The sequence below is a fragment of the Acinetobacter sp. VT 511 genome (genome assembly GCF_001077515.1).
Classification (GTDB): Bacteria; Pseudomonadota; Gammaproteobacteria; order Pseudomonadales; family Moraxellaceae; genus Acinetobacter; species Acinetobacter schindleri.
The window spans coordinates 99,606-115,380 of sequence record NZ_LFRE01000058.1; the positions used below are offsets into that span (position 1 = coordinate 99,606).

General features: G+C 42.2%; 16 protein-coding genes and 1 pseudogene. 9 read left to right on the forward strand and 8 right to left on the reverse strand.

The window, feature by feature from the left end:
* Window positions 1-105 precede the first annotated feature (105 nt).
* From trmA to ACS72_RS06815, 3 genes are all read left to right on the forward strand, one after another.
* Window positions 106-1,188 carry a tRNA (uridine(54)-C5)-methyltransferase TrmA gene (gene trmA, locus ACS72_RS06805; RefSeq protein WP_004812711.1) on the forward strand — a complete coding sequence of 361 codons (1,083 nt, stop codon included), beginning with the start codon at window positions 106-108 and terminating at the stop codon, window positions 1,186-1,188.
* Window positions 1,189-1,430: 242 nt separating this feature from the next.
* A complete protein-coding gene (locus ACS72_RS06810; protein ID WP_008305254.1) occupies window positions 1,431-1,655 on the forward strand; it encodes a hypothetical protein in 225 nt (74 codons plus the stop codon).
* Window positions 1,656-1,958: 303 nt separating this feature from the next.
* Window positions 1,959-2,528, forward strand: coding sequence for a lecithin retinol acyltransferase family protein (locus tag ACS72_RS06815; RefSeq protein WP_004812708.1), 570 nt, complete (start codon window positions 1,959-1,961; stop codon window positions 2,526-2,528).
* Window positions 2,529-2,561: 33 nt separating this feature from the next.
* Here ACS72_RS06815 and ACS72_RS06820 read toward each other — a convergent pair whose 3' ends face one another.
* The gene (locus ACS72_RS06820) at window positions 2,562-3,473 is read right to left on the reverse strand and encodes a bestrophin family protein (protein WP_048881667.1); all 912 of its coding nucleotides are present in this window, start codon (window positions 3,471-3,473) and stop codon (window positions 2,562-2,564) included.
* Between the two features lie 147 nt (window positions 3,474-3,620).
* Complete coding sequence (locus ACS72_RS06825) at window positions 3,621-5,348, reverse strand: glutamine--tRNA ligase/YqeY domain fusion protein (RefSeq protein ID WP_048881668.1); 1,728 nt, start codon at window positions 5,346-5,348, stop codon at window positions 3,621-3,623.
* 477 nt (window positions 5,349-5,825) lie between these two features.
* Between ACS72_RS06825 and ACS72_RS06830 the strand changes: the two genes are divergently transcribed.
* Complete coding sequence (locus ACS72_RS06830; RefSeq protein WP_004812701.1) at window positions 5,826-6,335, forward strand: peptidylprolyl isomerase; 510 nt, start codon at window positions 5,826-5,828, stop codon at window positions 6,333-6,335.
* Between the two features lie 109 nt (window positions 6,336-6,444).
* Complete coding sequence (locus tag ACS72_RS06835; protein WP_048881669.1) at window positions 6,445-7,161, forward strand: UDP-2,3-diacylglucosamine diphosphatase; 717 nt, start codon at window positions 6,445-6,447, stop codon at window positions 7,159-7,161.
* A 125-nt stretch (window positions 7,162-7,286) separates the two neighbouring features.
* On the opposite strand, the pseudogene hpaI reads toward ACS72_RS06835, so the two are convergent.
* A pseudogene (gene hpaI / locus ACS72_RS06840) lies at window positions 7,287-8,081 on the reverse strand (4-hydroxy-2-oxoheptanedioate aldolase).
* Window positions 8,082-8,324: 243 nt separating this feature from the next.
* Here hpaI and nfsB point away from each other — a divergent pair.
* Entirely contained in the window at window positions 8,325-8,978 is a 654-nt protein-coding gene (nfsB, locus tag ACS72_RS06845; protein ID WP_005221780.1) for an oxygen-insensitive NAD(P)H nitroreductase, read from the forward strand.
* A gap of 108 nt (window positions 8,979-9,086) precedes the next feature.
* On the forward strand, window positions 9,087-9,308 hold the full coding sequence (locus ACS72_RS17355) for a hypothetical protein (protein WP_004812688.1): 222 nt from the start codon (window positions 9,087-9,089) through the stop codon (window positions 9,306-9,308).
* Here the strand turns inward: ACS72_RS17355 and ACS72_RS06855 are convergent.
* From ACS72_RS06855 to ACS72_RS06870, 4 genes are all read right to left on the reverse strand, one after another.
* Complete coding sequence (locus ACS72_RS06855; protein WP_005221778.1) at window positions 9,277-10,131, reverse strand: DMT family transporter; 855 nt, start codon at window positions 10,129-10,131, stop codon at window positions 9,277-9,279. The genes ACS72_RS17355 and ACS72_RS06855 overlap by 32 nt on opposite strands.
* Window positions 10,132-10,225: 94 nt before the next feature.
* Window positions 10,226-11,260, reverse strand: coding sequence for a class II fructose-bisphosphate aldolase (gene fba / locus ACS72_RS06860; protein ID WP_004812686.1), 1,035 nt, complete (start codon window positions 11,258-11,260; stop codon window positions 10,226-10,228).
* Window positions 11,261-11,379: 119 nt separating this feature from the next.
* The gene (locus ACS72_RS06865) at window positions 11,380-11,658 is read right to left on the reverse strand and encodes a hypothetical protein (RefSeq protein ID WP_004812685.1); all 279 of its coding nucleotides are present in this window, start codon (window positions 11,656-11,658) and stop codon (window positions 11,380-11,382) included.
* Window positions 11,659-11,815: 157 nt separating this feature from the next.
* Entirely contained in the window at window positions 11,816-13,003 is a 1,188-nt protein-coding gene (locus tag ACS72_RS06870; protein ID WP_005221775.1) for a phosphoglycerate kinase, read from the reverse strand.
* Between the two features lie 140 nt (window positions 13,004-13,143).
* Between ACS72_RS06870 and ACS72_RS06875 the strand changes: the two genes are divergently transcribed.
* Together ACS72_RS06875 and ACS72_RS06880 are read left to right on the forward strand one after the other, a co-directional pair.
* Window positions 13,144-13,527, forward strand: a complete 384-nt coding sequence (locus ACS72_RS06875; RefSeq protein ID WP_005221773.1) for a DUF2237 family protein — start codon at window positions 13,144-13,146, stop codon at window positions 13,525-13,527.
* Entirely contained in the window at window positions 13,527-14,120 is a 594-nt protein-coding gene (locus ACS72_RS06880) for a nucleoside triphosphate pyrophosphatase (protein WP_004812682.1), read from the forward strand. Before ACS72_RS06875 ends, ACS72_RS06880 begins: the two co-directional genes overlap by 1 nt.
* A gap of 59 nt (window positions 14,121-14,179) precedes the next feature.
* Here the strand turns inward: ACS72_RS06880 and ACS72_RS06885 are convergent, their stop codons facing one another.
* Window positions 14,180-15,499 (reverse strand): BapA prefix-like domain-containing protein, encoded by a 1,320-nt coding sequence (locus ACS72_RS06885; protein ID WP_005221771.1) that lies wholly within the window; start codon window positions 15,497-15,499, stop codon window positions 14,180-14,182.
* Between the last annotated feature and the right edge of the window lie 276 nt (window positions 15,500-15,775).

The window sequence follows — 15,775 nt, forward strand, 5'->3', positions numbered from 1 at the left end:
TTTTTTTAGCAGATTTTCCAGCCTGTTTCCCTGAATAGTCTTAGGCAGAACAGCAATTTTTTGCTACCATCTTGGCTTTCAAAATATTTGCGATTTTTACTGCATATGACCTCATCTTATCAGCAACAACTGGATGCCAAAGTTGAACGCATTAGCGCGCAATTTGCCGAATATCAACCACCTGCTTTAGAAGTATTCGAATCACCTGAACAGTACTATCGCATGCGTGCTGAGTTTCGGATCTGGCATACAGAAGATGACCTGTTTTATGCCATGTTTGAACGTGATGAGAACAATAATAAAAAAGTCATCCGTATTGATGAGTTTCCGGTTGCCGACCGCAGTATTAATGCCTTAATGCCACTCTTATTGGCAGCACTTAAGGCTGAGCCTATTTTATCAAATCGTCTCTTTGAAGCGCATTTTCTTGCCACTTTAAAAGGTGAAATGTTGGTATCACTGGTTTATCGTTGCCCACTGACTGCTGAATGGGAAGCTGCAGCTAAAGCCATATCAGAACAACTCAATATTAAGATTTTTGGTCGTAGTCGTGGGCAGAAAGTCATTTTAACTGATGACTATGTTGTTGAAGAATTGACTGTGTTCGATCGCAAGTATCAATATAAGCAAATTGAAAGCAGTTTTACTCAACCCAATGCGCAAGTCTGCCAGAAAATGCTGGAATGGGCATGCAATGCTGCACAGCAGTCTGATAAAGACCTATTGGAGCTTTACTGTGGTAATGGCAACTTTACCTTACCACTCTCTACCTGCTTCCGTCGTGTATTAGCGACCGAACTGGCGAAATCTTCAGTCTATGCAGCTGAATGGAATATTCAGCAGAACGGTATCGACAATATTCAGGTGGCTCGTCTGTCTGCTGAAGAATTCACCCAAGCCTATAACGGTGAACGTGTGTTCCGTCGTTTGCAAGAAGCCAAAATTGATATTTCAACTTATGACTTCGATACCGTCTTTGTCGACCCACCACGTGCCGGTATTGATGATGAAACACTCAAGTTACTGCAGCGCTTCGAACGTATCATCTATATTTCTTGCAATCCAGATACATTGCATGACAATCTGAAACAGCTGTCTCAGACGCATAAAATTACTAAATTTGCCCTGTTCGACCAGTTCCCATATACCCATCATGTGGAGTCAGGTGTGCTGCTGGAAAAACGCTAAAAATATTGTTTCAATTTATTTTTTTGTTACATAAATGGAGTTTCTAATAGCTCCATTTTTTGTTTTTAAAATAATGGACTTATACATGAATTTCATTATTTCAACTGAATAATATCGTTTGAAACACCGGCTGCAATCGGAAATTTTGAAGACCGTTTGCTGCTTTTATCACATAGGTCCTATTGCTTTATTTATTTAATTGGCTATATTTCAAGCTATGTTAGATCATGTATGAAGGCTCTATGAGTTTTTGGCAAAAGTTGTTCACTGCTGAACAACAAAATGAACACAAGAATCAAATTGCTTGTGTTGAAAATGACTGCGCTTGTAAGTCAAATGAACAGCTTCTTGAAGCATTGGCAAAAGCAACTGATGAAGACGTGATTGTCGGTATCAAAAAAGTTCTCGCTTCTCGCGGCTATAGCCGTAAGGAACTGAATGAACTGCAGCACTTGCCATTACAGTAGTGGTCAGGCTTTATTTTAAAAAAGCATTTGTGAAAGCAAATGCTTTTTTATTGGCTGGAACTTTTAAATAGAAGCATTATTCAATCTGTATGTTCTGCTCTAGCTCTTGTCTTGGTTGAGTAGTGATCCTCAATAGTGCTTAGGCTATTTTAATCTTAAGCTTTCTACTTTTTTTCATCATTCCATTATTAACACAACTGATCAGTTCGCTGATTTTTCAGACATAACCATCGATAAAATCACAAAAACCCGTTAAACTTGGTTTCTTGAAACATTTGTACATCAATTGGCATTCAGTGGCATATGCAACAAACTCAACGTTTTCCCTTAGGTGCTCACCTTATGGTCAAACACTTCGGCTATACCCATCATGGTATTTATGCCGGACGAGGTCGTGTGATCCATTATTCCGGTTTTGCGCACTTATTTAAAAAGCACCCGATTGAAATTACCTCGATTGACAAGTTTAGTCATGGTAAACCAATCCAGGTTCAGGAATATGCGCATACCAAATATAAAGGCCGTAAAGTTGTGCGTCGTATGCGTTCACGCATGCATGAAAATAATTATCATCTGATTATCAATAACTGTGAACATTTATGTACCTGGGCAATTACTGGCGTGGAAAGCAGCCCGCAGGTGATCCGCATGATGAACCGTCTAACCACCATTGGTTATATCAGTTCGATGATGAGCTTCATGAACAGTATGTTTCTCACCTTAACCACCACCTGCTTTGCCTTGGCACTGTATATTAAAAAGAAATTACGCGACAAAGCAAAACGACGTTTGCAGCAATACCGTGAGCTACAGGAACAGTTCCAGGAACATACTCAGCAACCTGAAAAAACGCTAATTAAAAGCCCCAAATAAATGGGGCTTTTAATATGGACAAAAATAACCAACTTAACTCAGATGTCCTTTCCAGGACTGTAAAGGTTCAGGTATTTCCCGTCCTATAGAGCTTAAAGTTTCCCGCTCAACCAGGCGCACAATTGAATCAAGCGCCAGGTCATTGTCCTGTAGTCCAAAAGGTTCTTCCAGCTCGGCACTCAGCTCATCCAGGCCTAAAAACAGATAGGCAATCAATGCCACCAGGACTGGCGTCCATAACCCTAAATTGGCTTCCAGACTAAAAGGCAGAATAAAACAGAAAGAATACACCGCTCGATGTAACAGTACGGAATAAGAAAATGGCAACGGCGTCGACAGAATCCGGTCGCAACCTGCCTGAATATTTCCGAGCTCTACCGTATGCTGATTCAGGTTATTATAAATAATATCGGAGATCTGCCCTGATCGATAACATTCTACTAAATGCTTCTGCATCTGTTCCAGTACCCATTGCGCAGGATTAACCTGCTGCTTAAGCTGATTGAAAGCAATTGGATCAAACTGAGTATCAAGCTGATAATGCTCAATGTTACTCTCTTGCTGACGCAAACGATCGCGCAATAAATGGGTAAACAGCATCATCCGGTATAAGAGCAGTTCCCTGTCTTCAGTATCGAGTATGTGAGTATCCCGACTCAAGTGACGCGTGGTGGCGATCAATGCACCCCAAAGCTTACGCCCCTCCCACCAGCGATCATAGCAGGCGGTATTTCGAAAGCTCAGAAAGATCGAAAGAATTACCCCAAAGATGGTGAAGCCAATTGCAGGCACTGCAGGCAGGCTAAAAAAATGCTCCCGACTCAAATAAACCAGTACCCCAGAAATCAGAATCACTGAAATAAGCGCGGGTAATACCTTGGGCAAAATGGTGCCATGCCAGGCAAACAGCAGGCTAAAACTATTACTTTTATCACGGACGATCATGTTCTTGTTTTACACTCCATAGAAATAGCCCAACCGAAGTTGGGCTATCTAAAGGTTTATTAGAACCAAACTGTTTTGACTCTGCCGAAGCCAATTTGCCTTGGTAGAAGATAGTCAATACAATTTAAATCACTCACCGGATACAACTTATTTACCTGGCTTAAAGCTGTCTTTTAGATCCAGAATACGGTTAAACACTGGCTTTTCGCTTGAGTGATCATATTGATCTGCCACAAAGTAGCCTTCACGTTCAAACTGGAAGCGATCTTCCGGTTTAGCCTCTGCAAGTGCTGGCTCAATCACGGCTTGTACCACTTTCAATGACTCAGGGTTCAAGTTCGCCAGGAAATCATCCCCAGTTTCTGGATCAGATTCAGTGAACAGACGGTCATAGATACGAACTTCTGCAGGAATACCTTTCGTTGCAGATACCCAGTGAATTACACCTTTGACTTTACGGCCTTCCGGGTTTTTACCTAAAGTTTCAGGATCAATTGAACACTTCAGCTCAACGACTTCACCATTTTCATCTTTAATCACTTCATCACACTTGATGACATAAGCATGACGAAGACGCACTTCACCGCCAGGAATCAGACGTTTAAAGCCTTTAGGTGGTTCTTCTTCAAAGTCCTTACGGTCAATGTAAATTTCAGAGGTCAATGGAATCACACGCTCGCCCATATCCACATTTGGGTGACGAGAATGCGTCAGATCCATATCCGCTGGCAGATTGGTTAAAGTCACTTTTAGTGGATTAAGTACTGCCATACCACGTGCAGCCGCATTTTCTAGAGACTGGCGAATGCAATACTCCAGCATTGCTACATCAACAATACTGCCATCAACCTTAGATACACCTACACGCTTACAGAAGTCACGCAGGCCTTCCGGGGTGAAACCACGACGGCGCATACCCACGACAGTTGGCATACGTGGGTCATCCCAACCATTCACATATCCGCCTTCAACCAGTTTACGCAACTTACGCTTAGAAGTAATGGTGTAGTCGACATTCAGACGGCTTGATTCATACTGACGTGGAACAGCTGGTGATTGAACTTTCTCGATCACCCAGTCATAGAATGGACGATGATCCTGAAATTCCAGTGTACATAAAGAGTGTGTTACACCTTCAATGGCATCGGATAATGGATGCGCATAGTCGTACATTGGATAGATTTTCCATTTGTCGCCAGTCTGATGATGTTCAGAATGCAGGATACGATACAGAATCGGATCACGCATATGCACGTTTGGAGACGCCATGTCGATCTTGGCACGAAGCACAGCCTGACCTTCCGCAAATTCGCCATTGCGCATTTTTTCAAAACGCTCTAGGTTTTCAGCAACAGTGGCATCACGTTGTGGCGAGTTTTTACCTGGTTCTACAAAGTTACCACGGTTTAACTTGATTTCTTCTGGAGACTGTAAATCCACATAGGCATCGCCCTGTTCGATCAGTTGAATAGCCCAGGTGTAAAGCTGATCAAAATAGCTCGATGCATAGCGCGGCTCACCATTCCATTCAAAACCTAACCATTTCACATCACTGGCAATACCATCAACATATTCTTGTTCTTCAGCATCCGGGTTAGTATCGTCAAAACGCAGATTACATAAACCATTAAATTCTTGAGCAATACCAAAGTTCAGACAGATCGCTTTTACATGTCCGATATGCAGGTAACCATTCGGCTCAGGTGGGAAACGTGTCACCACTTGTTGGGTACGGCCTGCTTCTAAATCATCAGTGATGACCTGGCGCACAAAATCTAAGCCCGGTTGTTGTTCCTGCTGCTGCGCTGAATCGACTGCATTCTTGTTTTGGGTCGGGTTCTCGGGCAGAGATGTAACAACATCATTTGGCTTCATGATCAATCATTCACTTCTAAAGTTAAAATTAAGGGTTTTATGTCCTGTTACGGGAGGCTTTAGACATGCCGTAAAACATAAACTAAAGTCCCCTAGTTTAACTTTAGGTGATCAATCTCTCAACTGCTAACTGTGGCATTTGTTTTCTATTCAATCATTTTAAAATGATCAGGCTAGGTCTGCTGCAATTGCATGCAAATTTGGATGAATGATCCGGAACTTTTTCATAAATCTAATCGCATGTCGCTGTTTAAGAAAAGAAACATACTCTTGCAAAAAAATGTGTCATTGTTAATTGGTAAAGCGCAGGCAACCATCTGGATTTGCCTGCTGGAACAATGCATAAATAAGATACGATTTTCAGAATTTTATCCGAGAAAAGTATATTTTTGCTTGCCTTGTCGATTACAGTTTGCTTATGCTTCTCTCATTCAAAAAAACCCATGACTTCAAAGGTCATGATCAGGAGATTACACAATGAGTTTTCCTCAAGTCGAATTAAACACCAATAAAGGTCGTATTGTTCTTGAATTAAACGCTGAAAAAGCACCTAAAACAGTGGCAAACTTCTTAGAATATGTACGTGACGGTTTTTATGACGGCGTAATTTTCCACCGCGTTATTGATGGTTTTATGATTCAAGGCGGCGGCATGGACGAAAACTTCAAAGAAAAAGCAACGCGTGACGCGATTGAAAACGAAGCTGACAACGGCCTGAGCAACGACGTTGGTACCATTGCAATGGCACGTACTCAAGCACCTCACTCTGCTTCTGCTCAGTTCTTCATTAACGTGAAAAACAACGCTTTCCTTAACCATACTGGCAAAACTGCACAAGGTTGGGGTTATGCAGTATTTGGTAAAGTTGTTGAAGGCATGGACGTTGTTGATGCAATCAAAGGTGTTCGCACTGGTAACCGTGGCTACCACGCTGACGTTCCACTAGAGAACGTTGTAATCGAGTCTGCAAAAATCATTTCTGAATAAAAAAAGTCCTCTCCGTTCTTTATGAGTTTAAAGCGATGCTTTAAAACGGTGTAATGGAAAATCCCTCATATGAATGAGGGATCTAGAGAGGAATAAAAGGAAAAGATTTGTGACCCATCTGTTTATCGCCGATTTACATTTGTCACCTGATCACCCTCGACTCGTTCGGGGGTTTTTAGATTTATTAGATACCTATAAAGATAAGAATACCCAACTCTATATTCTGGGTGACTGGTTTAATGCCTGGATTGGTGACGACTATACCGCTCCTTGGCTGGATGAAATTGTTGAGCATTTAAAACAGTTTACCAAAGTGGGTAATCAGGTTTATTTTCTGGTCGGTAACCGTGACTTCGCTTTGGGCAAAGATTTTCTAAATCAGTTCACAGGACAACTTTTGCCCGATGTTCAGTTCTTAACGATTACTGGCAAAAAGATTCGTATAGAACATGGCGACGAACTCTGCACTGATGACATCAGCTACCAAAGATTCCGTAAAATTATCCGTCATCCCTGGTTAGTCGGCTTTTTAAGAAAAATGCCGTTGTCTTTTCGTGCCCGGTTGGCACAAGGTTTTCGCAAGAAAAGCCATGAAGCGCAGCAATTCAAAAGCTATGAGGTTATGGACGTGAATCAAGATGCTGTTAACACCGCACTACAAGATGTCGATCTGCTGATTCATGGTCATACTCATCGTGCCAATATTCATGATGTAAATGGAAAAAAGCGGATTGTATTAGGCGACTGGCGAGAAGAATCTGCGCAGATTCTTGAACTTTCTGGTGATCCTGAGCAAGAAATACAGCTGATGACCTGGCATTACTAAATATATTGCAATCAAAGCTTTGCATTGATTTCTGAAACAGTTTAAAAACCTGACCTCATAAAACCAAGACAAATAAAAAGCAACTGTAATCAGTTGCTTTCGTTATTTTGGAAAATACTAGGTGGCTAATATCCACCTTCAGATTTCACCACTTCAGTACCCTGCTTATATTTAGATAACCGTTCACGCAAAGAATTCATCAGTACACTGGTATCCACGCCAACCGCAACAAATTCAGCACCCAAATCGAGATATTTTTGAGTAATATCATGTTGTGTCGACAGAATACCGGCCGCTTTACCAGCAGCACGAATCCGCTGAATCGCGTCAATCACGGCTTTTTGAACTTCAGGATGATTTGGATTGCCTTGATACCCCATGGTCGCAGACAGATCCACTGCACCAATAAAAACACTATCAATACCATCAACCTTTAAAATTTCATTCAGATTTTCCAGACCTTTTACCGATTCAATCTGAATCAACAGACAGATATCTTCATGAGCGGTTTGGTACTAATTCGGAATACTATTCCAGCGAGTAGCACGTGCCAGCGCTGCACCAACACCCCGGATCCCTTCTGGTGGATAACGTACCGCTTTTACCATCAGCTCGGCCTGTTCAACCGTTTCAACCATGGGGATGAGTAAGCTTTGCGCGCCAATATCCAGAAGCTGCTTGATGAGCTGTACACTGCCAATGGGTGGGCGTACCACTGCCTGGGATGGATAGGCTGCAATACTTTGTAGTTGCGATAACGTGGTTCTTAAATCACTAGGTGCATGCTCACCATCAATCAGCAGCCAGTCATAGCCGGCATTGGCAGCAATTTCTGTACCGTAAGCATCTGCCAGACCGACCCATAACCCGATTTGCTGTTCAGTTTTGAGTTTTCTTTTGAAGTAATTGGTGTATTGCATACGCCCGCTCGCTTGCATGTTATTGCTTATAAGCTTATTAAACGCCTCTTGGCAAAAAGTGCCAATAGTGAAAAGCTCTTTTATCATTAGCCAAAGCTCTAAGTGCTAACATTATAAATAGTAGATATCTGCACAACTTACGCTTTGCCTGAAGGAAATTTATTGTAATAATCCACTTCACTTACAGCATGACTTTACTGTATGCCCCCATCCAAGATCAACAAAGACGAATGGAGTCCAGTCATGGATTTACTTAAGGTTTCTGAATCTCGTTATACGACAAAGGCTTATGATCCATCCAAGAAAATTCCGCAGGAACAGTTTGATCGTTTGTCCGAGATTCTTCGCCTGGCTCCCTCTTCAATTAATATCCAGCCCTGGCATTTTTTTATCGCTGACCATGCGGATGCCAAAGCACGTATTGCCAAGGCTTTGGTGGGCACATATGCCTATAATGCACCAAAAGTATTGGATTCTTCGCATACGATTCTTTTCTGCACTAAAGCTGACATTACTGAGCAGCATTTAGATAATCTTCTGGAACGTGATGATGTACTCGGCCGTTTTAAAGATGAAATCGCCAAAAAAGCACAGCGCAATACCCGTACAGGTTATGTTGAATATTACCGTAATGAAAAAGGTGATATTCAGCGTTGGGCAGAAAACCAGACCTTTATTGCACTGGGTCAAATGTTAATTGCTGCAGCAATCGAAGGTGTAGATGCAACGCCCATTGGTGGCTTTGATGAAGGCATTCTTACTGAAGAATTGAAGCTCAATGAACAAGGCTTGATTCCATCTGTAATTATGACTTTGGGTTACCGCAGTGAAAATGATTTCAATGCCAAGCTGCCAAAATCCCGTCTGAAAGCTGAAGATGTTTTCACCAAACTGTAAGCATTTTATGCTATAAAAGGGGCGCAAAGCCCCTTTACTTGTCATTATGGGCCTAATTTTTGCTTAACTAAAGAACACTTATAATTCAGAATAACAATAGAGGTATCCATGTCAGTTCTTCCATCCAGACCAATGAAATTTGAATGCAAACACTGCGAAAAAATCTATCTACATCAATATAAGCATGAACAGCATCGTTATCCGCATTGTCCACACTGCCGACAGGCTGGCATGCTTCTGGGCCTGGCTGAAAAAGAAGACCTGATTCGCCTACCATTAGATTATGCCAGTGCCTATGTCAAGCAGACATGGCATAGGCTAAGCAGATAACACTGGCAAGCCCCAGCACCAACCCGAGACTGCTTGCAGGCTTTAGACGCTCTTTAAAGAAGACCAGGCCTGCAAGTACCCCAAACACCACTACCAGAATATTCATTCCCGCAAACACAATCGCTGGTGTATCTTTTAGCAGCATATGCGCTTTAACATAAAACGCTATATTGGCGAAGTTCAGCCCCCCTAGAACCAGCCCGGCGCCAATATGCTTCAAATCACCAAGATGATGATATTTAATCACTAGATAAGTCATTGAGAAAATAAAGGCACAAATGAACATCAGGTTCAGCGTCACAGCGAACTGTAATCCCAAACTGGTGGTGTATTTCAATAACACATCAATCAGTGCATATCCGACCCACACTAATCCCAGATACAGTATACCTCGAGTTCCTTTGCCATTATCATTCCGATTAGATAACAGGACACAAATCACCGCAGTGATTCCAAGGCCGATTCCAATGATTTTCAGCTGGCTAAACTGTTCCTGAAAGATGAAGTAAGCTGCTGCAAGAGAAAGTACGACTGATAGACGCTGGGCAATTTCTGTCTTTAGGATCCCCGCTGTTTGCAAAGCCCGAGCCAGTAGCAGAAATACACTTGGCAACAAGATGCCTAAAGCAAAAATCAGTAACCACGGCGTATGAGTGACTGATACATGTGCCAGATCAGGTTTAAACCAGAAATAGCAAAGAACACTTGCTGTGGCATAGTTCCAAGCAATCAGATGAATGGGATTGAGTCCCCTGTTCCTTCCTGTCTTGAGTAAAATCGAGACCATAACGCTGCATAGTGCAGCTGCAAAGATCAGTTCCATTGCATGCTCATCATTATTTTTAAGTACGCTATTTTAATACAAAAAAAGCCCACAAGATTTTTGTGGGCTTTCAAGCATGATTTCAGGCTAGCAATTAGTAGCGAGAAACCATTTTTTCCAATGAGATTGGACGAATCTTGTCAGCATTACCTGCTGTACCAAATGCTTCGTAACGATCTACACAGATTTGCTTCATTGCTTCAACTGTTGCAGCAAAGAATTTACGTGGATCGAATTCACTTGGTTTTTCAGCCATCATACGACGCATTGCACCAGTAGATGCTAAACGCAAGTCAGTATCGATGTTAATCTTGCGCACGCCGTGTTTGATCGCTTCAACCAGCTGTTCAACCGGAACACCGTAAGTTTCCTTGATGTCGCCGCCATACTGGTTAATTACAGCTAACCATTCTTGTGGCACAGAGCTTGAACCGTGCATTACAAGGTGCGTATTTGGCAGTGCTTCGTGAATTTCTTTAATGCGGTCGATCGCAAGAATATCACCTGTAGGTGGACGCGTGAATTTATACGCACCGTGAGAAGTACCTACAGCAATTGCTAAAGCATCGACGTTAGTATCAGCAACGAATTGACGCGCTTCTTCAACTGAAGTTAAAAGCTGAGAATGATCGAGCACACCTTCAGCGCCTACACCATCTTCTTCACCCGCCATACCTGTTTCCAGGCTACCCAAACAACCAATTTCCCCTTCAACAGAAACGCCACACGCATGCGCCATTTGTACCGTACGACGAGTGACATCGACGTTGTATTCATATGAAGTTGGTGTTTTACCGTCTTCACCCAAAGAACCATCCATCATCACTGATGAGAAGCCTAACTGGATAGAACGTTGACATACGTCAGGGCTGGTACCGTGGTCTTGATGCATTACCACTGGAATGTGTGGCCATTCTTCGATTGCTGCCAAAATCAGATGACGCAAGAACGGTGCACCTGCGTACTTACGTGCACCCGCAGATGCCTGTACGATTACAGGTGAATTTGTTTGGTCTGCTGCCAACATAATGGCACGCATTTGTTCTAAGTTGTTTACGTTAAATGCTGGTACGCCGTAAGCATGTTCGCCGGCGTGATCCAAGAGCTGGCGCAATGAAATAAGAGCCATAATATCCTCCCAGTGAATGCCACATATTCTACATGCACAAAGGTTTCAATTCAGCAACAAATAACACTATTTAAAAAAAATCCCTGCATTTGCAGGGATTTTGTCTCACATTGATCCAATTAAGGTGCCACAGCTTCCGAAGTTGCTGCAACTGACTCGTCTGCAGTCGCTGCATCTGCTGGAGCATTCGCAATTTCAGCAGGAATGTCGGTATTTTTTTCATCTAGAACCGGCTGATCAATTGCATCAATCGCTGCTTGCTGTTCTGGCGTTACAGTCTCATCTGCAACAGCTGCCGAAGCTTCTGCTTCAGCTGCTGGGGCATTTTCCTGTTTCGCACATGCAGTCAGAGCCAATGATGCTGCCAATAATGCCGCTAAAGTTAACTGTTTTTTCATCACGTAATCTCGTCATTTGGTGATTTAATATCTGCATCTTATGACAGATTTATTGCATTTTAATGACGAAGCCATGAATGGTAAGTATCCGCTGTCAAAAAAAATGACATAAAAAAAGCTGACACTTGGCCAGCTTTTTTTAGGCTAAAACATGCAATTAAGCGCGTTCTAGGAGTACCGCAACTGCAGGAAGGGTTTTACCTTCGACAAATTCAAGGAATGCACCGCCGCCAGTCGAGATATAACCAATTTTGTCAGCAACGTTGTATTTATCAATCGCAGCAAGCGTGTCACCACCACCTGCAATCGAGAAACCTTCCGATTCAGCAATCGCTAATGATAAAGTTTTCGTGCCTTCACCGAATTGATCTACTTCAAATACGCCCACTGGACCGTTCCAAAGAATCGTTTTAGACGTTTTCAAAATTTCAGCAAATGCTTTTGCAGTTTCTGGACCTACATCAAGGATCATGTCGTTGTCAGCAACATCTTCAACTTTTTTCACAACCGCTTTAGCAGCAGCTAATGAGCCCAGGAAGTCATCAAAATTGATTTCAGATGCATTAGCAACCACAACGTCTGTTGGAAGTGGCACAGAAACTTTTGCTGCAATTGCTTTAGCTGTGTCGATCAAATCACTTTCACACAGTGATTTACCTACATTGTAGCCAGCAGCTGCAAGGAAAGTATTTGCAATACCACCACCTACGATCAATTGATCACAGATATCAGAAAGTGAAGTCAATACGTCTAGTTTAGTTGAAACCTTGGAACCAGCAACGATTGCCACCATTGGTTTTTCAGGAGTTTTCAACGCACGACCCAAAGCATCCAATTCTGCTGCAAGTAAAGGACCCGCTGCCGCCACTTTCGCCAGACGAGCCACACCTTCAGTAGATGCTTCTGCACGGTGTGCTGTACCAAATGCATCCATTACAAATACGTCACAAAGTGCTGCATATTTCGCTGCAAGCTCAGGATTATTTTTCTTTTCACCGACGTTGAAGCGGCAGTTCTCAAGTAAAACCACTTGACCAGGTTGAACTTCAACGCCATCCAGGTAGTCAGTGAATAACTTTACTTCCTGACCTAATGCTTCAGTCAAATATGCTGCTACAGGTGCAAGTGACTGTTCAGCTTTAGGCTCACCTTCAACTGGACGACCAAGGTGTGAATACACCATAACCGCTGCACCTTTTTCTACGGCAGCTTTAATAGTTGGCAATGCTGCACGTAAACGCGCATCGCTAGTAATCACGCCATTTTTAACAGGGACGTTTAAATCTTCACGAATAAGAACACGCTTACCCGCAAGGTCAAGGTCAGTCATACGTTGAAAGTTCATCTAGAGCTCTCTTTATAGATATTAAAAACGAGGCGATTTTAAATGATTATGCAGAAAAAGGTTAGCATCTTTTGCAGAAAAGCTAACGATTGCCAAAGTTTTGTTATGATAGGAAAAAGCATCCATCAGATTCAGTACCCATGTCGATACATCCAGATCCAGATTTAAACCGTTTAAATGTTTTGGGCGAGCCATTGGCGAGCTGCTGTTTTGACCCGATTACCGGCTACTTCCGTAATGGTTTTTGCCACACTTCCCCTAGCGACCTGGGCCAGCATACAGTTTGTGCACAGATGACTTCGGAGTTTTTAAATTTCTCCCAAAAAGTAGGTAATGATCTGATTACACCGTTACCAGAAGTCGGTTTTCCGGGGCTTCAGCCAGGTGATTTCTGGTGTATTTGCGTGACGCGCTGGGTGGAAGCTTATGAAGCAGGCCAGGCGCCACCAATCAAACTGCAAGCCTGTCATAAAGCAGTTCTAGCCTATGTCCCCCTGCATGTTTTAGAAGAATACGCTGTCTAATGAATACCGCAAAGATTATTCTGGCCTCTTCCAGCCAGACCCGTAAAGAATTGATGAATCGCTTACGTCTTGACTACGTATCGATCGTCCCGGATATCGATGAATCACCGCAAGGTGAAAATCATGCGGATGACTTAGCCAAGCGACTGGCTTTTGAAAAAGCCCGACATGTGGCTGAGCAACACCCAGATGCAATCGTCATTGGCTCTGACCAGGTGGCTTGGCGTGAAGGCGCACCAGATATCTTTATTGGCAAGCCCTTAACTGCTGAAAAGGCAGTTCGCCAGTTACAGGCCAATTCAGACAAGATTGTATATTTTAGTACAGCACTGAGCGTACAACAGAAATCTAGCGGTTTTGAGCAAACTCTGGTTGAGCATTATAAGGTAAAATTCCGCAAGCTATCTCAAGCTGAAATCGAACGTTATATTGACATTGAACAGCCTCTGCACTGCGCTGGTAGCTTTAAATGTGAAAGCTTAGGCATTAGTCTGTTTGAAGAAATGATTGGTCAGGACCAGACGACGTTAATGGGCATGCCGATGATCAAGCTATGTAATATCTTGCGTGAGCTGGATATTCTGGTGCCTTAAAAATTAGTAAGGAAGCAGTTTTAGGACTGCTTTTTAGCAACTATCGATCAGGTAAATATTTAACCAATAATCTGTTGCTGCTCAGATAAAAGCTGTTGCAACATGAGATCTGATTGATTTTCCAATATCAACGGATCGCTGGCTTGCGCAACCTCTTCAGCATCAGTTTGAATAATAATTTGATCCCCTTCATTCCCTACTACAATAATATTGTCTACATGACTAGAATCAGAAAGCAGTTCAGCTAATGAAACAGTATCTGTTCGCATAAAGTCGATATCCATCAAACTACTTTCTTTTTCTGTACCCTCTAACAACAGATTCATCTGATTATTTAAATTTGAAATTGCATCCGCTGTATTTAGTATTTTATAAACTTGCGTATTGCTATCTAAGCCCGAAGAAATAAAATCTATGAGCTGTTTAGCATCAATAATGTCCTCGTTCCCATCTGATGGAATAACATCATGATTAGTATCAACTGCCACTTGTTGCTCTTCAAAGCTATTCCTCATAAATTCTTGTGATGTTTTGAATCTGCTCACAGCTTCTTGATCAGGAACGGTATCTTCATTTTGTTCAACTAGGTTAAGTCGAGCTAGTCGAAGTGTTGGATTTGTTGGTTCTGGTTGCCCCGGCTCTGGCTCAGGTTCTACTGGCACTTCTGGTTCCGGCTCTGGTTCTATTGGTACTTCCGGCTCTGGTTCCGGTTCAGGTTCTACCGGTACTTCCGGCTCTGGTTCCGGTTCAGGCTCTACCGGTACTTCTGGTTCAGGTTCTGGATCTACCGGCACTTCTGGTTCCGGTTCTGGCTCTACCGGAACTTCTGGCTCAGGTTCTATCGGTACTTCCGGTTCAGGCTCAGGTTCAGGTTCTGGCTCTACCGGTACTTCCGGTTCAGGTTCTACTGGCACTTCCGGCACAGGATCTATTGGCACTGGCTCATTTAGCTCTAACTGTTCATCATCTTCAACCTCACCACTGTCTGTCGCTGCAACTCCACCAATGAGCAATGTACCAATCGCTATCCACTCCCAATTTTCTGCAAGAAACGAGGAAGATGGTAATAATGTATCTGTCCTTGAAATCTGCTTATATTGCTTGGTCACCTCATCAAACCAATATAAAGTACCGCTTTGCTCTTCAATCACAAGACTAGACGTTAAACCTTCATGATTGTTTGCATAAAAATTTTCAACCACCAATCTTTTGCCATTTCTCAATACTAAAATCAGATTTGTACCGTCTTGAGACATCTGGACAATATCTGATTTAGAAATTTTGATTTTTACAATGGAGCTTTGATCAACTCGAACCGTATCAGCATTAAGTTGTATTTTTTCTTTTGTTTTTTTATTAATTAATTGAATTTCTTTCATTTTATTTACCAAATTATTTTTATTCTCCTTACAAAAAATTGTGTCATTTCGTCACTTATGTCAATCAAAGTATGTTTTTCACTATTTTAGTTACATAATTATCACTTTTAATTGAGCTACTCTAATTTGGTTCATATCTTTGTAATTCTTATCCTTCATTCAAAATGCTATTCTTCTTATTCAATTTTTAAGAGCGCTAAAATTTTTTAATAAATTAATTTTTAAATAAAATTCTCATCATTGATTTTATGAAAATAAATATTACTTAGTTTGCTC